The organism is Candidatus Pseudoscillospira sp. SGI.172, assembly GCF_050313575.1.
Lineage (GTDB): Bacteria > Bacillota > Clostridia > Oscillospirales > Oscillospiraceae > Vermiculatibacterium.
In genome coordinates this window covers 1-21,467 of record NZ_JBNPLQ010000038.1, presented here as the reverse complement: position 1 = coordinate 21,467, position 21,467 = coordinate 1, and the positions used below count along the sequence as shown (strand labels likewise).

The window sequence follows — 21,467 nt, the reverse complement described above, 5'->3', positions numbered from 1 at the left end:
TATCAAATTAAATATGGGTAGATAATACTAGAAGAGAACTAATAGATATATAAAGTATCGGCCCCAAAAATTTCTTAATATAGTGAAAATATATTTTCTCTATTACAATTATACAATAAAAATTTTTTTAAGTCAAATAAGCAAAATAATGTGCGAATTGTACTGGCCGAAAAATCCCTAATAATACTACTATTTTTTATTTCCCCTATTACCAGTATAACATAAAAATTTTTTTAGGTCAAATAAAGCGATTAAATAAAGAAAACAAATATAGAAATTTAATAACTAATATCGCCGCTACTGTCCTTTATGCTCGACTTACTATTCTCTAAACAGCGGTAGGGAAAACAGTCAAAAAAGCGAACAAGAAAAGATAAGTTTTAATATATCCCAAAACCACCGCCCCCCTTCCCTGTATTCCTGACGCTGGGGAAATGATTATCAAGGCTAGAGTGGGCGAGTGTCCCGCTTGACCTTGTAGGGGTAGTATAGGGATAAAGCAGTTTAAGGCTCACCTATTCGCTACGGGTGCTAAAAATAGATTTGAAAACCGCCGCTGAAATTACTTGTAAATAGGTAGTAAATACAATATATTCTTAAAGCTAAAATAGTGTAACTAAAGAAATAATAAATACTATATTTATTAGCTTTCCTTGCCGTAAAAAAATTTTTATAGTATAATATAAATATAAGAAAGGTAGGTGCAAATAGGTGAAAAATATTAGAAATAATGAAAATATAGCTGATATTATGGAAAATCCTATGCTATTATATATAAAACTAAAGGAAAATGGGTATAGCGGAGAAGAATTAGCATATAAAATGTATCAAATATAGAAAGAAAATATGGAAAATAATATAAATAATACTAGTTTTATGACAGAACTAGCAAAATAGTTAGGAAAAACGATTGTAAAGGCTATCACAATACCCTTGAAGTTATAAGCAGATATAAGCAAGGCAAGATATTTTTTATTTGATTTTTCCAAAATTGCAAAACTACTGTGTAATTTCAAAATAATCAAGCTAAAAAAATTGATAAAGTATTGTGGCAGAAGGGTTTTAGCGATTTTATCATAGAGAGATTTATATTACACGATTAGAAATAGACCGGTGTGCCCGATCGGTCATGCCAGTTCAATTTTTATAAGGCCTATCCCTTCGGGGCAGCGTCCTGTTTGGTCTCCACACCCCGGTGTCAACTCCCCGCCCGCATCTTGGACTTTTGAAGTTTGCCCTCCACAACATATCGAAAATGCCCAATATATGGAAGATAATATGCTGAAAAAGCCAAAGCCTCTTGACGAGTTTGCCAAAAACGTGTATGATACACAGTTGTAACCATTTGTAATTTTTTGTTTCCCTCTCGTAATAATCGACGGAGAGACTTCAAAAACGATTTGACTCCGGACAGAAAGAAGGTTATTCCCGTGGATGAGATCCTGCTTGATCCAGAGCACTCTCGCGGACCCCTTTCGGCCGCAGCCGGGGGTGCGGCCCGGTTTCGCATTCCTTCCTGGCAGGACATTCAGGCGGGCCTTCGCTCCCTCTCGCACCACGACCTCTGGGAGCGCCGTTCTCCCCTGGATCCGCTCATCTATGTGGTGGCCGCCCTGTCCGTGGCCTCCGCGGCGGTGCTGGGGAGCCTCTACGGGCCCAGCTATGAGGTGTCGGTGGACGGTGTGGAGCTGGGATTGGTGCAGAGCCGCCAGTCGGTAGAGGCCGCCATTGACCGGGTGGAGGCCCGGGCCGGCAGCATTTTGGGCCATTCCTACACCTTGGAGCAGGACGTGTCCTATCAGTTCGCGCTCAGCCAGCGGGAGGAGCGCATCCCCGTCACCCAGGTGGAGACTTACCTGTTCGACCAGATCGGCGAGGTGATGAAGACCTCAGTGCTGACGGTGAACGGCGAGCTCATCGGCGCGGCCGACGACCCGGCCGCTCTGGATGAGCTGCTGGCCTCCATCAAGGCCCCCTATGTCAACGCCAACACCATCTCCGCGGAATTCGTCCAGCCGGTGGTGGTATCCAAGGAGTACACCTCCACCAGCGCGCTCAAGGACGTGGAATCCATGCGCGCGGCGCTCACCGCCAACAGCATGGAGCGGGTAGATTACACCGTGCAGGCGGGGGAGACCTTCTCCGGGATCGCCAACAGCCACGGGATGCTCATGTCGGAGCTTCAGGCCCTGAACCCGGGCGTGGATGTCAACCGCCTGATGGTGGGGCAGACCCTCACCCTCAGCCAGGCTGTGCCCTTCCTGTCCGTGCAGACGGTGGATGCCCTGACCTATGACGGCCCGGTGCCCTTTACCGTGGAAGAGGTGCCTGACAGCTCCATGTATCAGGGCGACACCAAGATCCTCACCGCCGGGGTGGACGGTCTTGCCACCTACAGCGCAAATGTGACCTACCTCAACGGCGTGGAGCAGTCCAGAGTCATCAACTCCACCTCCGTGCTCGCCCAGCCTGTGCCCCAGGTGGTGGCGGTGGGCACCAAGGAGCGGCCCCGCACCATGGCCACCGGAAACCTGAAATGGCCCATTTATGGACGCATCACCTCCGGCTACGGCTACCGCTCCATCTTCGGCTCGTACAGCTTCCACACCGGACTGGACATCACCGGCTCCTACGGCGCCCCCATCGCCGCCTCCGACGGCGGCAGGGTGATCTACGCGGGCACCGGCAGCGGCAGCTATTGGAGCTACGGAAAATATGTGGTCATCGACCACGAAAACGGGATCCAGACCATTTACGCCCACTGCTCCAGCCTGAATGTCAAGGCGGGGGACCGGGTCTATCAGGGCCAGACCATCGCCCGGGTGGGCTCCACCGGCCGCTCCACCGGCAACCACTGCCACTTCCAGGTCAAGGTGAACGGCACTACGGTCAATCCCTACAATTATCTTCCCTGAATTTGCGTCCAAAGAGACGGGAGCAGCTGCTCCCGTCTCTTTTTATGCCGTCACTCCACCAGCATCTCCAGATCCTCCAGGCTCAGTTCGGGCTGAAGGGCGAGGCTCACCCCGTAGCCGATGACCTTGGCCATATCCTCCACCCGCTGGTCGATGTCTCTGGGGGAAACCATCAGAGTGGCGCCGGAGCCCTTGGCCAGCGCCGCCGGGTCAAAGCCGTCCCGTCCGGCCTCCTCCAGAAGGTCGGCGGCCAGGGTGGCCCCGTCCACCACCGTGGGGACCCCCACCGCGATCACCGGCACGCCCATGCTCTCCCGATCCAGAGAAAACCGGTGGTTCCCCACGCCGGAGCCCGGGGAAATCCCCGTGTCTGAAACCTGCACGGTGGTGCACAGACGCTCCAGCCGCCGGGCGGCCAGAGCGTCCACCGCCACAATGGCTTTGGGCCTGATCTGATCGGCCACTGCCTTTACGATCTCCCCGCTCTCCACTCCGGTGGTGCCCAGCACGCCCGCCGCCAGCACCGCCACCGGCCGGAAGGAGCCGAACTGACTGGGCGCCATGGTCACCAGATGCCGGGTCACCAGGGTCCGGTCGGCCGCTTTCGGCCCCACGGCGTCCGGAGTCATGGCCCGGTTGCCCAGCCCCACCACCAAAACGCAGTCGCTGCGCTCTCCCGCGATCAGGGGGGAGAGGAGCCCTGCCAGGGCCTTCACCGCCCGGGGGAAGGCCTTATGCTCCCGACGCCCCAGCCCGGTCAGATCCAAGGTGTGGTAGGTGCCCTGGGGCTTTCCCAGCGCCCGGGCTCCGGCCTGGCTGGTCACCCGCACAGTGGTGAGGGGAAAGGCTTCCGCCCGTCCCTCCTCACTGGACACTCCAGGCAAGTCAGAGGCCCCCGCCCGCAGTTCTCTGGCCTCCAGCGCCAGATCAGTCCGTCGTTCCAGCATATTTTGTCCTCCTTGTCCCCCAAGATATAGTATTTTATCCAAACAACGGTACTATTTTTTGCGAAAATCCTTCTCCTATCCGAAAAAATCAGAAAAATTTAAAATAAATCTTGATTTCTAAGAGAATGTCTGCTAAAATAGATATCTGCATGGAGATTCTACGTCTCAAATTCGTCATTCGGAGGAGGTGTTTGGTTTGCCGAACATTAAGTCTGCCAAAAAGCGTGTTCTGGTGAACAAGGCCAAGGCTCTGCAGAACAAGGCCGCTCGGTCTGCCCTGAAGACCGACATCAAGAGGTTCGAGGCCGCGGTGGCGGAAGGCAACCGCAGCGAGGCCGAGGGCGCTTACAAGATGGCTGTCAAGGCTGTGGATAAGGCTGTCTGCCACGGGATTCTGCACAAGAACAACGCCGCGCACAAGAAGAGCGGCATGACCCTGAAGCTCACCAAGCTGGCTTAAGGCTTGCAATTCAGGTAGCAACGAACCGCCTGCTCTGGAGCAGGCGGTTTTTTGTCTTTTGTGCGCAGTTTTTGGAAGGGGGAAAACCGCTTGCGCAGAGTGGGAAACTTGATCCGATTTATGCTGGAAATCGCCGATCTCTATTTCACCAAGCGGGTGTCCCGCTCGGCGGCGGAGCTGGCTTACTTTCTGATCCTCTCCTTTTTTCCAGCTCTTATCTGCATCAACGCGGTCATCGGCACCCTTCACCTGGATGTGGCGGGTCTGCTGCGGGAGGCCGAGCTCATTATTCCAGAAGAGGCGCTGGCGGTGTTGACCGAGTATGTGGGCTACATCACCACCAACCAGTCCCACGCCCTGCTGGTGGGCGGCATTATGATGATGCTGTTCTCCGCTTCAGCGGCCATGCGCTCCCTCATGAATGTGATGGACGACATTTACGGCCGGAAGAGCTACACCGGCCTTTGGCAGATCGTAGCCAGCGTGGCCTTTTCCATCCTGTTTCTGCTGACCATCTACCTGTCTCTGGCGGTGGTGCTCACCGGAAGCTGGTTCTTTCACCTGCTGGAAAATTTGATCCAGCAGATCCCCCGCCTGCAAAATGTAGTCCTGCCCTGGAACTGGCAGTGGATGCGCTTTTTGATCCTGTTCTGTCTGGTGCTGGCCTTTGTGATGCTCCTTTACCGGGCCACCGCGCCCCGGGAAAAGCCCGCCGCCCCGCTCTTCACCGGGGCCCTGCTGGCCTCGGCGGCCCTGGTGCTGGCCTCGGTGCTCTTCTCCTGGTTTATCGGCCTGTCCTCCCGCTACTCCCTGGTCTACGGGTCCCTGGCCTCGGTGATCATCCTCATGGTCTGGCTCTACCTGTGCGGCAACATCCTGATTCTGGGCAACTGCGTCAACCGCGTCTGGTACGGCCGAAAAAAGCGCCGTGCCCAGGGGCATATCATCCGAAGGGAGGAAAACCATGGATAAGCTCGTGATCCGGCCTGTTTGGCGGGCTGAGTATCCCCAGGTGGTGGAACTGATCCGGCGAGTCATGCTGGAGGTCAACATCCGGGACTATGAGGAAGCTTACCTCCTGGACTATGTCAAGCGCTACGGCCCCGCCCAGCTGGCCGCCTTCGCCGACAGCCCTGACTGCCATTTTTACGTGGGGCTTTGGGAGGGCAAGCTGGCCGCCTGCGGGGCAGTGGCCCCCTCGGAGGGCCGGCCCGGCGCGCTGGAGATCCGCTCGGTCTACGTCCGCCCAGACCTGGAGGGGAAGGGCATCGGCCGGGAGATGATGGCCGTGCTGGAGGCCGACCCCGCTTTCCAACGCGCCGCGCGGGTAGTGGTCTCCGCCTCCCTCACCGCCCACACGTTTTATCAAAAGCTGGGCTACACATATGAAAACGGCGTGAAACGGGAAGAGGACCACGACCACTACTGGATGGAGAAATTCCCCGGGAAAGGCGCCGGCGCCGAACCGCCTCCCCCTCTTGACGCTGCCGGCAAAAGGTGATAGAATACCTCACGATATCAAAGTGATGACCGGGAAGAGTACACGCCCGCCCCAGCAGCAGAGAGAGGCCGGAAGCTGCAAGGCCCCCTGGGGAGTGTGGAAGGCGCCCGCGAGCCGCGGGGCGGAAATGCCCTGCCGGTCCCCGCCGTTACCGGGTATGAGAGCGGAGAGACATCTCTCCGAATTCAGGTGGAAACACGGACAATCTGTTCGCCCTGAGCCAAGCGGCTCGGGGCGTTCTTTTTTGCCTGAGGCTTCCGCCGTCACACGAAAAACCAAATTTAAAATAGAGCGAGGAGTGTTCCCCATGAAAAACACCGAAAAAACCATGGACCAGATCGTGGCCCTCTGCAAGGGCCGCGGCTTTGTCTACCCCGGCAGCGAGATCTACGGCGGCCTGGCCAACTCCTGGGACTACGGCCCTCTGGGCGTGGAGTTCAAAAACAACGTCAAGCGGGCCTGGTGGAAAAAGTTTGTCCAGGAGAGCCCCTACAACGTGGGCCTGGACGCCGCCATCCTCATGAACCCCGAGGTGTGGGTGGCCTCCGGCCACGTCTCCACCTTCAACGACCCCCTCATCGACTGCAAGGCGTGCAAGATGCGCCACCGGGCCGACAAGCTCATCGAGGCCTGGTGCGCCGGGAACGCCCGCGCCGACGTGAATGTGGAGGCCATGACCAACGAAGAGCTGGTGGCCTTCATCCGGGACAACGGCGTCACCTGCCCGGGCTGCGGCAAGTCCGATTTCACCGACATCCGCAAGTTCAACCTTATGTTCAAGACCCACCAGGGCGTCACCGAGGACAACTCCACCGAGGTCTACCTCCGGCCCGAGACCGCCCAGGGCATCTTTGTCAACTTCCCGGCCATCCAGCGGACCACCCGGAAGAAGCTGCCCTTCGGCGTCTGCCAGGTGGGCAAGTCCTTCCGCAACGAGATCACCCCGGGCAACTTCATCTTCCGCATCCGGGAGTTTGAGCAGATGGAGCTGGAGTTCTTCTGCCAGCCCGGCACCGACCTGGAGTGGTTCCAGTACTGGCGCTCCTACTGCCACGACTGGCTCATCAACCTGGGCATCAAGGAGGAAAACCTCCGGCTGAGAGACCACGAGGCCGAGGAGCTGGCCTTCTACTCCAAGGCCACCACCGACTTCGAGTTCCTGTTCCCCTTCGGCTGGGGCGAGCTGTGGGGCGTGGCCGACCGCACCGACTACGACCTCAAGCAGCATCAGGAACACTCGGGTAAGGACCTGACCTACTACGATCAGGAGAAGAACGAGCACTATATCCCCTACGTCATCGAGCCCTCTCTGGGCGCCGACCGGATGGCTCTGGCTTTCCTGGTGGAAGCCTACGACGAGGAGGTGGTGGACGCCGCCAAGAACGACGTGCGCACCGTCCTGCGGCTCCATCCCGCTCTGGCTCCCTTCAAGGCGGCCGTCCTGCCCCTGTCCAAGAAGCTCTCCGAGCCCGCCCGCAAGATCTTTGAGGAGCTCTCCGGCGACTTCATGGTGGACTTCGACGACGCCGGCTCCATCGGCAAGCGCTACCGCCGTCAGGACGAGATCGGCACCCCCTTCTGCATCACCGTGGACTTCCAGACCGTGGGCAGCGAGACCGAGGAGGCCGACCACTGCGTCACCATCCGGGAGCGGGATTCCATGGAGCAGACCCGGATCCCCGTCACCGCGCTCAAGACGTATCTTCAGGAGAAGATCCGGTTTTGACGGGCCGTCCGTTTCTGTTCCAGACCCGGCCGGAGCCCGGCGCCTCCCGGGGGCGCCGGGCGGCCTTCTGGACGTGGAACGTCGGGATCATGGCGCTGGCGGGCGTGGGGATCGGCCTTGATTCCCTGCTGCTGGCCCCGGGCCCGTACAGCCTGCGCCTGGCGCTGGGATATCTGGAATGTCCCCGGATCCTCCTTTTGAACCTCCTGCCACCTGTGGTCATGATCCTGCTCCTCTACGCGCTCACCGGCCGGCCGGGGGCCTCCTTCGGCTTCACCGCCGGGGTCCTGCTGGGCCTCTCCGCGGGCAACTACTACAAGCTGATGTTCCGGGACGACCCCCTCATGTTCGGCGACCTGCTGCTGCTCAAGGAGGTGCGGGATATGGCGGGCAAGTACCGCCTGTTTCTGGACTGGAAGCTCGGGCTCGTCATCTTCACCGTGGCGGGGGGCTGGCTGCTGATCCACTTCCTGGTACGGGGCAGGCTGGACTGGGGGAGGCGGGGCCGGGCCGCGGGAGTCCTGCTGGCGGCCACAGGAGCCGCTCTGACCACGGCGGTATGCCTGGACGATGTGATCTATGACGTCCACACCGCCTATTATGAACGGCTGGTCAACCGCTGGTCCTCCACCCAGCAGTATCTGGCCCGGGGCTTTCTCTATCCCTTTTTCCACAGCGTCACCGCCGCCGTGGATACGCCCCCCTCGGGCTACCGGGCGCAGGAGGCCGCGGAGCTTCTGGGCCGCTATGCCGACGCCGACATCCCGGAGGGCAAGAAGGTCAACGTGATGGGCATCATGCTGGAGGCCTATAACGACTTCACCCGGTTTGGGGTGCCCGAGCTCTCCTCCGACGTCTATGCCGCCTGGCACGCGCTGGAAGCCGAAGGGGTGTCCGGCACCCTGGTGACCAATATTTTCGCCGGGGGCACGGTGGACACCGAGCGGTGCTTCCTCACCGGCAGCAGCGCGCTGGGCTCCTTCCGGAGCGACACCAACTCCTACCCCTGGTACTTCCGCTCCCAGGGCTACACGGTGGAGGGGATGCACCCCTGCTACGACTGGTTCTACAACCGGAAGAACATCAACGAGAACCTGGGCTTTGCGCGATACGCCTATGTGGAAAACCACTTTGGGGAACTCACGGGCGGCGGCGTGGCCATGGACGACGTCTTTTTCCCGGAGCTTCTGGAGGCCTACCGGGCGGGCACGGCGGGGGAGCGGCCTTACTTCAGCTTCTCCGTCACCTACCAGGGCCACGGCCCCTACGACAGCGGGCAGCTCTACTGGGGCGAGCCGGGCGACTACGTGGTCAACGACGGCCGCTACACCGCCGAGGAACAGTGCATTCTGGAAAACTACTTCGGCTCCATCGCCAACACGGGCAAACATCTGAAGGCCCTCACCGACGCCCTGCGGGCCGACGCCGAGCCGGTGGTGCTGGTCCTCTTCGGGGACCACAACCCCTGGATGGGAGACGGCAACAGCGTCTACAAGGCCATGGGACTGGACTTTGACCTGGACAGCCAGGACGGCTTCCTGAACTACTACTCCACCCGGTACATCATCTGGGCCAACGACGCCGCCAAGGCGGTCCTGGGGAACGGCTTTCAGGGCGAGGGCCCCACGCTGGGCCCCAGCTTTCTGATGAACGAGGTCTTTCGCCTCTGCGGCTGGGAGGGCCCGGCCTATCTCCAGGCCATCGATCCCGTTCTGGACCGGGTGAGCGTGGTCCACGCCTCCGGCCGCTATCTGGAGGACGGCGTCCTCACCACCGAACTGACCCCGGAGAACGCGGAGCTGGTCCGCCGCTATCGGGCAATGGATTACTTCTGGCACCACCATTTTGCCTATGATTTTGAAAACAGATAAAAAAGGGATCCCCGCCGCTGGCGGGGATCCCTTTTGCTGCTGTTCAATTCTGCCCCCGCTCCTTCAGGACAGCGGCCATGGCGCGGCGGTGGGTGCCTGTGACCACGCTCATCCACCGGGCCAGCGTTTCATCGCTGAACGCCTGATACCGCTCCATAAGCGCATCCAGTTCATCCATCTGGGCCAGGGGCATCTCCCGGCCAGAGAACGATTGTGCCCGTGGTTTCCTGTCTTGATCCATGCGTCTCCTCCTCCACGCTATGATAATATCTATAAATATAGCATATATTTTTATAGATGTAAATATAGGGCGTCTTTTTTGCTATTGTTATAATAAAAAAGATTGAGGTATTTTTATGGAGATAGGAAAGCGGATCATTGTCCTGCGGGAGAGGAAGGGCTGGAGCACCAATCGGCTGGCCAATCTGTGCGGGCTTTCCCAGAGCTTTCTGCGGGCGGTGGAACTGGGAGAAAAGGGCATCTCGGTGGAGAGCCTTGCCTTGGTGTGCGACGCCATGGGGATCTCCCTGAAGACCTTTTTTGACTGGCCGGGGGAAGAACCCCCTGAAGACGAGTTCGACCGCCGTCTGGAGCAGTTGACCCCTTACCAAAAGAACGCGCTTTTCCGTTTTTTGGATGCTATGCTGGAGGACAGATCGGAATAAATTTTTCCGGATTTCGGTCGCGTTCCAGAGCATTTCCCTCCTTACCCTTATCAATGAGAAACGCGGAGCTCTCGCCCACAGGTGAGAGCTCCGCGTTTTCTGTCAGATTGATTCCGCGCCGGTCTTGGCGATGGTGATGTGCAGCTCGTCCAGCTGAGCCTGGGTGACCACCCCGGGGGCGTCCATCATCAGGTCCTGGGCGTTCTTGTTCATGGGGAAGGGGATGATCTCCCGGATGGAGTCTTCGCCGGCCAGGAGCATCACCATGCGGTCCACCCCCGGGGCGATCCCGGCATGGGGGGGCGCTCCGTAGGTAAAGGCGTTATACATGGCGGGGAACTTGGCCTTCACGTCCTCCTCGCCCAGGCCCACCAGCTGGAAGGCCTCCACCATGATCTCCGGGTCGTGGTTCCGCACCGCGCCGGAGGAGAGCTCCACGCCGTTGCACACCAGATCGTACTGGTCGGCGGTGATGGTGAGGGGATCGACGGCCCCGTCGGCCGCCTGCTTCAGCACCTCCAGACCGCCGGCGGGCATGGAAAAGGGATTGTGGCAGAATTCCAGCGCCCCGGACTCCTCGCCGATCTCGTACATGGGGAAGTCCACGATCCAGCAGAAGGCGTACTGCTCTTTCTTGAAGTGATTGGGGCAGAAAGCGCCCAGCGTCTTGACCAGCACGCCCGCGGTCTTTTGTGCCGCGCCCGGCTTCCCGGCGGACAGGCCCACGAAGCAGCCGGGGGTGAGGCCCAGGGCCTCGATCACGGCCGCCTTCTTCTCCTGCACGAACTTGGAGATGCCGCCCACCAGCTCGCCGTTCTCGTCCAGCCGGAACCAGTAGGCCTTGTTCCCGGCCTGCACCTCCACGTCGGCGCACAGCTTGTCGATCTGCTTCCGGGTGCCGGCAAAGCCGCTGACCACCACGGCCTTCACCGTGTTCCCGGCAAAGGGCTCAAAGCCGCAGTCGGCCAGAAGCCCGGTGGCGTCCTGAACGGTGAGGTCGATCCGCAGGTCGGGCTTGTCCGAGCCGTATTTCTCCATGGCCTCGGCGTAGGGGATGCGGACAAAGGGGGCGGAGGAGGCGGTGCCGTAGGCGCCGTACTTGGCGAACACCGGCGGCAGCACGTCCTCCAGCACCGCGAACACGTCCTCCTGTCCGGCGAAGGCCATCTCCATGTCCAGCTGGTAGAACTCGCCGGGGGAGCGGTCGCCCCGGGCGTCCTCATCCCGGAAGCAGGGGGCGATCTGGAAATACTTGTCGAAGCCGGAGGCCATCAGCAGCTGCTTGAACTGCTGGGGAGCCTGGGGCAGAGCGTAGAACTTGCCCGGATGCTTCCGGGAGGGCACCAGATAATCCCGCGCGCCCTCGGGAGAGGAGGCGGTGAGAATGGGGGTGGTGATCTCCAGGAAGCCGTGGTCGATCATGGCCGACCGCAGGGCGGCCACCACCTGGGAGCGGAGAAGGATATTCTTCTTCACATCAGGGTTGCGCAGGTCGAGGTAGCGGTACTTGAGCCGCGCGGCCTCGTCGGCTTCCCGGCTGCGGTTGACGGGGAAGGGAAGCTCATTGTGGCGGCACTTTCCCAGGACGGTAACGGCGGTGGGCACCACCTCGATGTCGCCGGTGGGCAGCTTGGGGTTCTTGGAATCCCGCTCCCGCACCGTGCCCGCCACCTGCACGGTGGACTCCTTGTTGAGGGCTTTGAAGGTCTTCACCATCTCCTCGGTCTCACACACCACCTGTGTGGTACCGTAGAAGTCCCGCAGCACGGCAAAGCCGAGGCCCGCGCCCACTTCACGGAAGTTCTCCAAAAAGCCCGCCAGAGTCACGCTCTGGCCCGCCTGGGCCATCCGCAGCTCGCCGCAGGTGTGGCTGCGGTAGGCAGTTTTCACTTGATCCATGCAAAATCATCTCCAAATTATATCATTTGTCTTTTCGCGTACGATTGGGATGCTCCAAAGAAGGGCCCGCCGGCAGAGGCTGCGGGGCATACGCAGAAAAGGGGAGCCCTCCTCCGGCCGGTCCGGCGCGCGCCGTCAGCGGGGCGAAGCGGGGGCGATTTCATCCACCGCCCCGCTCAGATCCAGATACCGGCTGTAAAACATCTGCACATCAAAATCGGCATAGGCCTGGGTCCCATCGGCCCTGGTGACCCCGAGTTCCGACAAGGCCCCCTGCTTTACACTGTCTAAATAGGTCGAACCGTCCTCAGCCTTGTGGAACCAGTTGAACGCCACCCCCAAGGCCGCGTCCCGCTGTTCCATCGTCTGGATGCGGGCCATCACCCTGGGCAGGTAATCGGCGGCAGTCAGGCCATTCCGGAAAAGCACCGTGTCGGGGGAGACCCCGGCGGCGGTGAAGAGGGTATGATCGGCTGGGACGAAGGGCATCCGCAGCTCGCTCCGGGCGATGCGGGACACCATGCCAGCGCACTCGGATCGCATGAGGGTGCGGTCCCCCGCGAAGGTGCCATAGATGTCGGTGCCGGTCAAAATGCCCCGGTTGTAGAAGTAGAGGATGAGGTTGTCGCTCTCTACGTCAGGCAGGTTCTGAATGTTGTTGATGGCGGGCAATTCCTCCGTAAAGCTGTCCAGAGCGGCGGCGAGGAAATAAAGCATGTCGTACCGGGTAGCCTCCAGCTCCGGCGTGTCAAAACGCTGTGTTACCAAGCCCCAGATGCTGGAAACCGCTTTGTCATCGGGCGCGCTCAGATAGTCAAAATAGACCTGATACCAAGGCTGGGCGGGGCCGGTATCGGGAATCGGTACGCCAATGAACGCGGAGCGCACCCGGGCGGTGATGGCGGCCAACTCCGCGATGGTCAAAGTCTTATTGGGTTCAAAGCCGTTCTGGGTGCCCTGCATCAGGCCGGTCTCGAAGCAGAGCCTGGCGTTGTCGTAAAACCAGTCGCTCTCCTTCACGTCGGCATAGCCGGGATAGGAATTCACCGCGGGGAAGCGCCCGTCCCCCTCCGCCGCCAGAGCAGGGGAGAGGGTGAGGGCCAGGGACAGGGCCAGCGCTGAGGCAAAGACGCGATGTTTCATAAAATTCTCCTTGTCGTCGTCGATCAGCGGACAGGGCTTCGGTCACTCCCGGATGGGCGCGCCGGCGCTGCGCTCCTCCACCCGCTTCCGCAGCCAGCCGGGGGCCTCGCTCAGGGCCACCTTCTCCTGCTCCCCCGAGACCATGTCCTTCAGGGAGACCACACCGTCCCGCACCTCGTCCTCGCCCAGGAAGGCCACGAAGGGCACCCCCAGCTTATCGGCGTAGTTCATCTTGGCCTTGAACTTCTTGGGCTCGGTGTAGAGCTGGGCCCGCACCCCGGCGGCCCGGCAGGCGGTGGCAAAGGCGATGGCGGGAGAGAGGTCGTCCGTCATAGGCAGCACCAGCACGTCGGCGGGGGCGGTGGGCAGGGCCTCGTTGAGCATCCCCTGCTCCTGGAGCACATAGAAGAGCCGGGTCAATCCGATGGAAATTCCGACTCCCGGAAGTTTTTTTTCTGTGTAATATTCCGCCAAGTTATCATATCGGCCGCCGGAACACACGCTTCCCACCTCGGGGTGATCCAGCAGCACGGTCTCGTACACGGTTCCGGTGTAGTAGTCCAGCCCCCGGGCGATGGTGAGATCCACCGCGAAGTGGTCGGCGGGGACGCCGAAGTCCCCCAGGTACTTCACCACGGTGGACAGCTCGGCCACGCCCAGATCGAAGGTCGCGTCCTTCCCCTGGAAGCTCTCCAACGCCGCCAGCGGATCCTCCGACTGAATGACGGCCAGGAGCCGGTCGGCGGCCGCAGCGGGAACAGAGAAGTCCTCCACCAGGATGGTCTTGACCTTCTCGGGCCCGATCTTATCCAGCTTGTCGATGGTGCGCATCACGTCCCCGGCCCGCTCGGTGAGTCCCAGAACGGCAAAGAGGCCGTTGAGGATCTTCCGGTTGTTGAGCCGGATGCGGAACCGCTCCAGGCCCAGGGAGGTAAAGGTCTTGTAGATGATGGCGGGGATCTCCGCCTCGTTGATGATGTCCAGGGCTCCGTCGCCGATGACGTCGATGTCGGCCTGATAGAACTCCCGAAACCGCCCCCGCTGGGCCCGCTCGCCCCGGTAGACCTTGCCGATCTGGTAGCGCCGGAAGGGGAAGGCCAGCTCGTTTTGGTGAAGGGCCACATATTTGGCCAGGGGCACCGTCAGGTCGAAGCGCAGGGCCAGGTCGCTGTCCCCCTTGGTAAAGCGGTAGATCTGCTTCTCAGTTTCGCCGCCGGCTTTGGCCAGCAGGACCTCGCTGGACTCGATCACGGGGGTGTCCAGGGGGGTGAAGCCGTAGAGCTCGTAAGTTTTGGCCAGGGTGTCTCTCACCCGTTCAAACTGGGCCTGCCGGGCGGGCAGCAGCTCCATAAACCCGGACAGGGTCCGTGCCTTGATTCGTCCCATTGTCGTCGCTTCCTCTCGTGTGAATCTCAAGATAAAAAAAGACAGGGTCCCATCCCAGTCACGGGACGAAGACGCCTGCCTCCGTGGTGCCACCCATGTTCGGCGGGGCCGGAACACGCCGGCGCCGCCCTTTCGCCTCCTGGTACGGGGAGGTCGCCGTGGGCGTCTCCGCCCCCGCTCCCGGGCCGTCTTTCCCTCTGTCCTTGCCGCAAAGCCCTTTCAGCCGGGGGGCCCCTCTCTGTCCGGCGGTGTCAGCGGTACTCCTGCCCGCTCTGCGCGGTCAATCTGCATCCTATCGCAAAAGCGTCCCTGTGTCAAGTGGGGAAAGGGGAGGGGCCCGGCTTGATGATGTCGCGCCAGTCCAGATCGCCCCGGGCCAGGCCCAGGATCAGCATTTCCGCGGTGGCCACGTTGGTGGCGATGGGGATGTTGTACTGATCGCACAACCGGGAGATATAGTCCAGATCATCATCCAGGTTGTGGGACTGGGGATCGGTAAAAAAGAGGACCATGTCGATCTCATTGTAGGCGATGCGGGCGCCGATCTGCTGGCTGCCCCCGTGCTCGTGGGAGAGATACAGGGTCACGGGCAGGCCCGTGGCCTCGGCCACCAGTCGCCCGGTGGTGTTGGTAGCGCAGATGTGGTGCTTGGACAAAATCCCGGAGTAGGCGATGCAGAACTGCACCATCAGTTCTTTTTTCCGGTCGTGACTCAAAAGCGCGATATTCATCCCAAAACCCTTCTTTCAAATGGGAAACTCCCACGGTGTGAGGGCCCCCCGCATGGGGGAAGCCACAAGTTTCTTTTACCGAATGCGCATCAGGGGCACTTTTTGCCCCTGAATACGCCGCGCGATGTTCAGGTACGCCACCGCCGCGCCCTTGTTGGCGCAGAGGATCAGGGGTTTTCCCCGGTTGGCGGCCAGCATCACCCGGCTGTCCTCGGGCACCACGCCCAGCAGGGGCAGGCCGGCAGCGTCCATGGCGTCGTCAATGGTGGCATGGAGCCGCCGCAGCAGCTTGGGCTGCACCCGGTTGACCACCAGATGGATGCGCTCCGTCCGGCCCCCCATCTCGCTCACTGTCCGCTGGGCGTCCCGCAGCGCAGAGGCGTCGGAGGTGGAGACCACCACCGCCCGGTCGCAGCCGCATACGGCCAGCTGGAAGCCGGGCCCCAGTCCGGCGGGGGCGTCCAAAAGGATGTAGTCAAACCGCTCTCTGGCCTGCCGCAGCAGGCCTCTCATGGCCTCCTCAGTGAGGCCGTCGGGGAGGGTGAGGGGGGCGGTCAGCAGGAAAAGGCCCCGAATGTCGGGATGCTCCACCGCCGCCCGTTCCAGCGGGCAGCGCCCCTGGAGCACGTCGGTGAAATCCATCAGCGCCCGGTCGGCCAGGCCCAGAGACAGATCCAGGTTCCGCAGCCCCACGTCCATGTCGATGCACAGCGTGCGGTGACCCAGCGCGGCCAGACAGGAGGAGACCGCTCCGGTCAGGGAGGTCTTTCCCGTTCCCCCTTTTCCGGAGGTGACGGCGATCACGGTTGCCATAGCCAAAAACCTCCCACTTGCAAAGTATTATAGCATAGGAATTTGGGGCCTTCAATGCCTTTTTCCACGGGAACGGGCAGAAAACCATCCAGTTTTTCTTTTTACAGAGTGCTCCCGCTCCGCCTTCCCGAAGTCAAAGAGGCTCTTTTTTTATTTTGGCCCACTTCCGGGGATAGCCCTTGGGCGTCTGCGCCGTCTTGCGCACCGGCACCAGCCGGTGGATCACATCGGTACCCGGGACGGCGTAGTCCACCGTCCCCAGCAGTTCGCCCCCCAGCCGCTTCACCGACCGCTGGGCCGCCTGCGTCTCCTCGCCGCTCTCCACGCTCTTCATGGCGAAAAACACGCCGCCCACCTTCACATAGGGCAGACACAGCTCGCACAGCAGGGGAAGAGAGGCCACCGCCCGGGAGACCGCCACGTCGAAGGCGTCCCGGAAACCCGGCTCCAAGGCCTGCTCCTCCGCCCTGGCATGGAGACACTGCACCCCCTCCAGCCCCAGCGCATGGCAGACGCCCTCCAGCCAGGTCACCCGCTTGCCCAGGCTGTCCAGCAGGGTGAGGGAGATGGAAGGCTCCAGCAGCTTGAGCACCAGCCCCGGAAACCCGGCCCCGGTACCCACGTCGATGACTCGTTTTCCGCTCCACCATCCGGGGCCTCCTCCGCCCCGGGACAGCAGTCCCGCGGAGTCCAGAAAATGCAGCCGGGCCACGGCCTCCGGCTGAGTGATGGCGGTAAGGTTCATCACCCTGTTCTGCTCAAGCAGGAGCTCCGCGTAGCGCTCCAGCGCTTCCACGGCCCCAGCCGGCGGGGTGAGCCCCATCTCGTCCAGCCCGGGAATCAAAATTTCTCTCACAGACTCCACCTCACAGTTGGGCGATCAGGACAGGGATGCCCCGGACCAGATCCAGAAGGGCCAGCAGGAAACTGGCCCCCGAGATCAGGATGCAGGCGGGCAGCCCGCCCCGTCCCCAGCCCGAGCGATAGCGCAGAATGGCGGAGCCCCCCACACCGCAGAGGGCGGGCACCATCATCAGCGGCGCGATCCCCCGCAGATAATAGCCGTGGGCCAGCCCATAGGTGGACAGGAGCACCAGGATGACCATGTAGACCACCCCAACCCAGGCCCAGAGCCGTTTCATCGGCGTGGCGTAGACGACCTCGTCCTTCTTTTCTTCTTCGTTCAAATGAGCGTTCCTCCTGATATCAGCCTTGCTCTCCCCTGTTTTCCTTCAGCAGATCCCGGATCTCCATAAGCAGCTTTTCTTCGGCGGAGGGCTCCGGCGGGAGAGGGGGAGGCGCGGCCTCCTTCTTGCGGTGGAAGCGATTGATGGATTTTACCAGGCAGAACACCACCAGCGCCATAATAAGAAAGTTCAATATCGCCTGGATAAAATTTCCATATGTAATCACAGCGGAACCAATGGTGACGCTGAGATTCGCGAAGGAATTTTCACGGACGAAGATCCCGATGACGGGCATGATGATGTCGGCGGTAAGGGAATCTGCGATCGCCTTAAAGGCGCCGCCCACAATGACGCCCACCGCCATATCCATCACATTTCCCCGGGCGATAAACTGTTTGAATTCGGCCAGAAAACCGGTGGTTTTTTCTTTTGCAGACACAGCGCTGCACCTCCTGCTTATTTTCTTTTTGCCGCCCCGCCCCGCCCGGATCGACCGGGGGCGGGGCAGACGGCGGGGAGGGGATCTTATTTTGCCTTGGGCACCAGAATTTCCTTGCCGCCCATATAGGGCACCAACACCTTGGGGATCTTCACAGAGCCATCGGCCTGGAGGTTGTTCTCCAGCAGGGCGATGAGCATCCGGGGCGGGGCCACGCAGGTGTTGTTCAGGGTGTGGGCCAGATAGGTCTTGCCGTCCTCGCCCCGGACCCGGATCTTCAGCCGTCTTGCTTGGGCGTCGCCCAGGTTGGAGCAGGAGCAGACCTCGAAATACTTCTGCTGGCGGGGGCTCCAGGCCTCAATGTCGCAGGACTTGACCTTCAGGTCGGCCAGGTCGCCGGAGCAGCACTCCAGCTGGCGGACGGGGATGTCGAAATTGCGGAAGAGTTCCACGGAGAACTGCCAGAGCTTCTCATACCAGTCCCTGGACTCCTCGGGCTTGCAGACCACGATCATCTCCTGCTTCTCGAACTGGTGGATGCGGTAGACGCCCCGCTCCTCGATGCCGTGGGAGCCCTTCTCCTTGCGGAAGCAGGGGGAGTAGGAGGTAAGGGTCTGGGGCAGCTTCTCCTCAGGGAGGATCTGGTCGATGAACCGGCCGATCATGGAGTGCTCGGAGGTGCCGATGAGGTAGAGGTCCTCGCCCTCGATCTTATACATCATGGCGTCCATATCGGTCTGGCTCATGACGCCCTCCACCACGTTGCCGTGGATCATGAAGGGGGGGATGCAGTAGGTGAAGCCCTTGTCGATCATAAAGTCCCGGCCGTAGGCCAGCACGGCCTCGTGGAGGCGGGCGATGTCGCCCAGCAGATAGTAGAAGCCGTTGCCGGAGACCCGGCCGGCGGCGTCCATGTCGATCCCGTCAAAGGACTCCATGATCTCGGTGTGGTAGGGGATGGGAAAGTCGGGCACCACCGGCTCGCCGAAGCGCTGGACCTCCACGTTGGCGGAGTCGTCCGGCCCGATGGGAACGGAGGGATCGATGATGTTGGGGATGACCAGCATGATCTTGTGGAGCTCGGCAGCCAGCTCCTCTTCCTTCTTCTCCAACCCGGCCAGCTTCTCCGCGTCGTCGGAGACCCGTTTCTTCAGGGCCTCGGCCTCCTCCAGCTTGGAGGGGTCGTTGGTCTTTTTGGCCTGTCCCATCAGCATGCCCACCTGCTTGGACAGGGCGTTGCGCTGGGTCCGCAGGTCCTGCGCGGCCTGAATGGTGTCCCGGTTCTCCTTGTCCAGCTCCAGGACCTTGTCCACCAGAGGCAGCTTCTCGTCCTGGAACTTCTTCTTGATGTTCTCCTTGACAACCTCGGGGTTCTCCCGAATAAAACGAATATCCAGCATGTCTGTTCTCTCCTTATTTTACATTCCTGTTTTCCTTTTTAAACCATCCCGCTGTTTCACGTGAAACAATCAGAACAGCGCCTCTTTGATGTCGGCATAGGTCTGGGCAGGGGAGGGGACCTGCTCGTCATTGTATGCGTGCAGCCCATCCTGGGGCAGGGCTGAGACCAGACCGGTATTCTCGAACTCGGAGATCATCGCCCGGCAGGCCTTGTAATACTGCTTTTCATAGAGAGACTGGATCTCCCGCAGCCAGTCCATGGCCTGAAGGGCCTGCTCCTGGCTGGTGATCTGCGCAGTGGCCAGCGTGTTTTTTTCCTTGATTTGCAGCAGCTGCTCCTGAAGTCCGTCCACCCGGTCCTGAAGCTGGTCGTTTTCCTTCATCAGGTTCTGAATGGACTCCACTGTAGAGACCGACTGCTTCAGCGCGTCTGTGGCCTCCGTGTTGGCCCGCTGCTGTTGAAAGTAGGCCAGCAGCAGCAGCAGAAAGGCCACGGCGAAAAGAATGGCCAGATAACCCATCACCGACATGCGGTGACGTTTCCGCTCCTTTCGGCGGGGCGGTGTAACCGGGGGCTGGGAATTGGGTTCGTTCACCGGACGGGCCCTCCCTTCGGTGCGGAGCGGACTTGCTCCAGCAGGTCCAGCAGAGCGTTCAAATCGTTGTCGTCATAATATTCCAGTTCAATTTTCCCCTTTTTCGCCCCCTGGACGATGGAGACCCGGCGGCCAAACCGGTCGGAAAGGTCCTTGGCCGCCGCATCCCGATAGATCCGATAGGGGTCCTCCTCTTTTGTCTCCTTGCCGTCCTCTGCCGCGGATTTTGCCATGCGGCGGGCCAGGGCCTCTGTCTGACGGACAGAGAGATCCTCCTCCACCACCCGCTGCGCCAGTATCCGCTGAAAAGAACCGGATGGGGCAGAGAGAATGGCCCGGGCGTGTCCGGCGGTAAGCCTGCCCTCTTCCAGCAGCTGACGCACCGGATCGGGCAGATCCAGCAGGCGGATGGCGTTGGCCACGGCGGGGCGGGATTTGCCCACCCGCTTGGACACCTCTTCCTGAGTCAGCCCGTAGTCCCGCATGAGGACCAGGTATCCGTTGGCCTCTTCAATGGGATTCAGATCCTCCCGCTGGAGGTTTTCAATGAGGCCCAATTCCATGACCTTTTTGTCGTCAGCCTCAATGACCACCGCCGGGACTTCTGACAGCCCCGCCAGCTTGGCGGCCCGCCACCGGCGCTCCCCGGCGATGATCTGATAGTAGCCGGAGGACAGCCGCCGTACGGTGAGGGGTTGGATCACGCCGTGGACACGGATGGAGTCGGCCAGATCGGCCAGAGTCTCCTCGTCAAACCGCTTTCTGGGCTGATTCAGGCCGGGCTGGACCTGGGAGATGGGGAGGGAGAGGGCCCCCTCGCTCTGCGTCTGGAGGGCGGCGTCGCCCAGCAGCGCCCCAAGGCCCTTGCCGAGGCCATGTTCCAATGCCATATTCATTCCTTCTTTCTGTGGGAGTCATACAGAATTGTTCTGCCGAAGCCTCAAATCCCCGTTTCTCTATGTACCCTGTTCAATGACCTCTTCTGCCAGCGCCGCGTAGGACTCGGCGCCCCTGGAGATGGGGTCGTAGGCATCAATGGGCTTGCCGTGGCTGGGCGCCTCAGAGAGCCGGACGTTCCGGGGAATGACCGTGGCGTAGACCAGTCCGGGAAAGTGGCGTTTCACTTCTTCCGCCACCTGCATGGAGAGGTTCGTCCGGCTGTCAAACATGGTGAGCACCACCCCCTGGAGAGAAAGCCCCGGATTCAAAGACCGCTTTACGATCCGAACGGTGCCCAGCAGATCGCTCAGGCCCTCCAGCGCGTAGTATTCACATTGCACCGGAACCAGCACAGAGTCGGCCGCGCACAGGGCGTTCAGCGTCAAGAGCTCCAGGGAGGGAGGGCAGTCAATCAGGATATAATCGTAATCCTCCGCCACGGAATCCAGTGCCCGGCGGAGCAGATGCTCCCGGTCGGGCATCCCGATCATTTCGATCCCGGCCCCCGCCAGGGCCTTGTTCACCGGGATCACGTCGCAGTAGGGCGTGTGAAGAATGGCCTTCCGGCACTCCGCCCCGGCGATGAGCACCTCATAAATGCTGGGGTTGGCCGTGGTCTTGTCGATGCCGAACCCAGAGGTGGCGTTGGCCTGTGGGTCAAAATCGCACACCAGCACCCGCTTCCCCTGGGCACGGAGCGCGGAGGCCAGATTGACGCAGGTAGTGGTCTTGCCCACGCCGCCCTTCTGATTTACGATCGCAATTCGTTTTGCCATAACGCACTGCCCTTTCTCGCGAAAATGAGTTGTTATACGGTTTATTATACCCGTCAAACTACTTCTTTTCAA

Annotated in this window: 21 protein-coding genes and 1 other annotated feature; of the genes, 7 read left to right on the top strand and 14 right to left on the bottom strand. The window is 60.4% G+C overall.

Annotation, left to right across the window (positions count from 1 at the left end; all coding sequences use genetic code 11):
• Positions 1 to 1,430: 1,430 nt before the first annotated feature.
• Positions 1,431 to 2,915, top strand: a complete 1,485-nt coding sequence (locus ACQRD3_RS12095) for a M23 family metallopeptidase (protein WP_080906308.1) — start codon at positions 1,431 to 1,433, stop codon at positions 2,913 to 2,915.
• A gap of 50 nt (positions 2,916 to 2,965) precedes the next feature.
• Here the strand turns inward: ACQRD3_RS12095 and gpr are convergent, their stop codons facing one another.
• Positions 2,966 to 3,862, bottom strand: a complete 897-nt coding sequence (gene gpr, locus ACQRD3_RS12090) for a GPR endopeptidase (RefSeq protein ID WP_427781562.1) — start codon at positions 3,860 to 3,862, stop codon at positions 2,966 to 2,968.
• Between the two features lie 196 nt (positions 3,863 to 4,058).
• On the opposite strand from gpr, the gene rpsT reads away from it, so the two are divergent.
• From rpsT to ACQRD3_RS12065, 5 genes are all read left to right on the top strand, one after another.
• Positions 4,059 to 4,322 carry a 30S ribosomal protein S20 gene (gene rpsT / locus ACQRD3_RS12085; protein WP_198933182.1) on the top strand — a complete coding sequence of 88 codons (264 nt, stop codon included), beginning with the start codon at positions 4,059 to 4,061 and terminating at the stop codon, positions 4,320 to 4,322.
• A gap of 99 nt (positions 4,323 to 4,421) precedes the next feature.
• Entirely contained in the window at positions 4,422 to 5,294 is an 873-nt protein-coding gene (locus tag ACQRD3_RS12080; protein WP_427781561.1) for a YihY/virulence factor BrkB family protein, read from the top strand.
• Complete coding sequence (locus ACQRD3_RS12075; RefSeq protein ID WP_427781560.1) at positions 5,287 to 5,823, top strand: GNAT family N-acetyltransferase; 537 nt, start codon at positions 5,287 to 5,289, stop codon at positions 5,821 to 5,823. The genes ACQRD3_RS12080 and ACQRD3_RS12075 overlap by 8 nt, the downstream gene beginning before the upstream one ends.
• A gap of 16 nt (positions 5,824 to 5,839) precedes the next feature.
• Positions 5,840 to 6,044 (top strand) — a binding site (T-box leader).
• An 86-nt stretch (positions 6,045 to 6,130) separates the two neighbouring features.
• Positions 6,131 to 7,549 carry a glycine--tRNA ligase gene (locus ACQRD3_RS12070; protein WP_427781559.1) on the top strand — a complete coding sequence of 473 codons (1,419 nt, stop codon included), beginning with the start codon at positions 6,131 to 6,133 and terminating at the stop codon, positions 7,547 to 7,549.
• On the top strand, positions 7,546 to 9,420 hold the full coding sequence (locus ACQRD3_RS12065; protein ID WP_427781558.1) for an LTA synthase family protein: 1,875 nt from the start codon (positions 7,546 to 7,548) through the stop codon (positions 9,418 to 9,420). Before ACQRD3_RS12070 ends, ACQRD3_RS12065 begins: the two co-directional genes overlap by 4 nt.
• A gap of 43 nt (positions 9,421 to 9,463) precedes the next feature.
• On the opposite strand, the gene ACQRD3_RS12060 is transcribed toward ACQRD3_RS12065, so the two are convergent.
• A complete protein-coding gene (locus tag ACQRD3_RS12060) occupies positions 9,464 to 9,661 on the bottom strand; it encodes a hypothetical protein (RefSeq protein WP_143476564.1) in 198 nt (65 codons plus the stop codon).
• A 115-nt stretch (positions 9,662 to 9,776) separates the two neighbouring features.
• Between ACQRD3_RS12060 and ACQRD3_RS12055 the strand changes: the two genes are divergently transcribed.
• A complete protein-coding gene (locus tag ACQRD3_RS12055) occupies positions 9,777 to 10,085 on the top strand; it encodes a helix-turn-helix domain-containing protein (RefSeq protein ID WP_427781557.1) in 309 nt (102 codons plus the stop codon).
• A 102-nt stretch (positions 10,086 to 10,187) separates the two neighbouring features.
• On the opposite strand, the gene aspS is transcribed toward ACQRD3_RS12055, so the two are convergent.
• The 12 genes from aspS to ACQRD3_RS11995 form a co-directional block, all read right to left on the bottom strand.
• Complete coding sequence (gene aspS, locus ACQRD3_RS12050; protein WP_427781556.1) at positions 10,188 to 11,984, bottom strand: aspartate--tRNA ligase; 1,797 nt, start codon at positions 11,982 to 11,984, stop codon at positions 10,188 to 10,190.
• A 135-nt stretch (positions 11,985 to 12,119) separates the two neighbouring features.
• Positions 12,120 to 13,127: an S-layer homology domain-containing protein gene (locus ACQRD3_RS12045; RefSeq protein ID WP_427781555.1), complete on the bottom strand. Its 1,008-nt coding sequence runs from the start codon at positions 13,125 to 13,127 to the stop codon at positions 12,120 to 12,122.
• Between the two features lie 42 nt (positions 13,128 to 13,169).
• Complete coding sequence (gene hisS, locus ACQRD3_RS12040; RefSeq protein WP_427781554.1) at positions 13,170 to 14,513, bottom strand: histidine--tRNA ligase; 1,344 nt, start codon at positions 14,511 to 14,513, stop codon at positions 13,170 to 13,172.
• A gap of 314 nt (positions 14,514 to 14,827) precedes the next feature.
• Positions 14,828 to 15,244: a methylglyoxal synthase gene (locus tag ACQRD3_RS12035; RefSeq protein ID WP_080906296.1), complete on the bottom strand. Its 417-nt coding sequence runs from the start codon at positions 15,242 to 15,244 to the stop codon at positions 14,828 to 14,830.
• Positions 15,245 to 15,319: 75 nt separating this feature from the next.
• On the bottom strand, positions 15,320 to 16,057 hold the full coding sequence (minD, locus tag ACQRD3_RS12030) for a septum site-determining protein MinD (RefSeq protein ID WP_080906295.1): 738 nt from the start codon (positions 16,055 to 16,057) through the stop codon (positions 15,320 to 15,322).
• A gap of 133 nt (positions 16,058 to 16,190) precedes the next feature.
• Entirely contained in the window at positions 16,191 to 16,913 is a 723-nt protein-coding gene (rsmG, locus tag ACQRD3_RS12025; RefSeq protein WP_080906294.1) for a 16S rRNA (guanine(527)-N(7))-methyltransferase RsmG, read from the bottom strand.
• Between the two features lie 10 nt (positions 16,914 to 16,923).
• The gene (locus ACQRD3_RS12020) at positions 16,924 to 17,244 is read right to left on the bottom strand and encodes a hypothetical protein (RefSeq protein ID WP_080906293.1); all 321 of its coding nucleotides are present in this window, start codon (positions 17,242 to 17,244) and stop codon (positions 16,924 to 16,926) included.
• A 19-nt stretch (positions 17,245 to 17,263) separates the two neighbouring features.
• Positions 17,264 to 17,683, bottom strand: coding sequence for a large-conductance mechanosensitive channel protein MscL (gene mscL, locus ACQRD3_RS12015; RefSeq protein WP_080906292.1), 420 nt, complete (start codon positions 17,681 to 17,683; stop codon positions 17,264 to 17,266).
• An 86-nt stretch (positions 17,684 to 17,769) separates the two neighbouring features.
• A complete protein-coding gene (serS, locus tag ACQRD3_RS12010; RefSeq protein WP_080906291.1) occupies positions 17,770 to 19,083 on the bottom strand; it encodes a serine--tRNA ligase in 1,314 nt (437 codons plus the stop codon).
• 69 nt (positions 19,084 to 19,152) lie between these two features.
• Positions 19,153 to 19,680, bottom strand: coding sequence for a hypothetical protein (locus ACQRD3_RS12005; protein WP_143476563.1), 528 nt, complete (start codon positions 19,678 to 19,680; stop codon positions 19,153 to 19,155).
• Positions 19,677 to 20,570, bottom strand: a complete 894-nt coding sequence (locus tag ACQRD3_RS12000) for a ParB/RepB/Spo0J family partition protein (RefSeq protein ID WP_427781553.1) — start codon at positions 20,568 to 20,570, stop codon at positions 19,677 to 19,679. Before ACQRD3_RS12000 ends, ACQRD3_RS12005 begins: the two co-directional genes overlap by 4 nt.
• Before the next feature lie 66 nt (positions 20,571 to 20,636).
• Positions 20,637 to 21,395: a ParA family protein gene (locus tag ACQRD3_RS11995; protein WP_427781552.1), complete on the bottom strand. Its 759-nt coding sequence runs from the start codon at positions 21,393 to 21,395 to the stop codon at positions 20,637 to 20,639.
• Positions 21,396 to 21,467 lie beyond the last annotated feature (72 nt).

Coding starts and splice junctions, on each gene's coding strand:
- gpr (WP_427781562.1), bottom strand. CDS start 3,862: ATGCTGGAACGACGGACTGATCTGGCGCTGGAGGCCAGAGAACTGCGG.
- ACQRD3_RS12075 (WP_427781560.1), top strand. CDS start 5,287: ATGGATAAGCTCGTGATCCGGCCTGTTTGGCGGGCTGAGTATCCCCAG.
- ACQRD3_RS12070 (WP_427781559.1), top strand. CDS start 6,131: ATGAAAAACACCGAAAAAACCATGGACCAGATCGTGGCCCTCTGCAAG.
- ACQRD3_RS12060 (WP_143476564.1), bottom strand. CDS start 9,661: ATGGATCAAGACAGGAAACCACGGGCACAATCGTTCTCTGGCCGGGAG.
- ACQRD3_RS12055 (WP_427781557.1), top strand. CDS start 9,777: ATGGAGATAGGAAAGCGGATCATTGTCCTGCGGGAGAGGAAGGGCTGG.
- aspS (WP_427781556.1), bottom strand. CDS start 11,984: ATGGATCAAGTGAAAACTGCCTACCGCAGCCACACCTGCGGCGAGCTG.
- ACQRD3_RS12045 (WP_427781555.1), bottom strand. CDS start 13,127: ATGAAACATCGCGTCTTTGCCTCAGCGCTGGCCCTGTCCCTGGCCCTC.
- hisS (WP_427781554.1), bottom strand. CDS start 14,513: ATGGGACGAATCAAGGCACGGACCCTGTCCGGGTTTATGGAGCTGCTG.
- ACQRD3_RS12035 (WP_080906296.1), bottom strand. CDS start 15,244: ATGAATATCGCGCTTTTGAGTCACGACCGGAAAAAAGAACTGATGGTG.
- minD (WP_080906295.1), bottom strand. CDS start 16,057: ATGGCAACCGTGATCGCCGTCACCTCCGGAAAAGGGGGAACGGGAAAG.
- serS (WP_080906291.1), bottom strand. CDS start 19,083: ATGCTGGATATTCGTTTTATTCGGGAGAACCCCGAGGTTGTCAAGGAG.
- ACQRD3_RS12000 (WP_427781553.1), bottom strand. CDS start 20,570: ATGGCATTGGAACATGGCCTCGGCAAGGGCCTTGGGGCGCTGCTGGGC.
- ACQRD3_RS11995 (WP_427781552.1), bottom strand. CDS start 21,395: ATGGCAAAACGAATTGCGATCGTAAATCAGAAGGGCGGCGTGGGCAAG.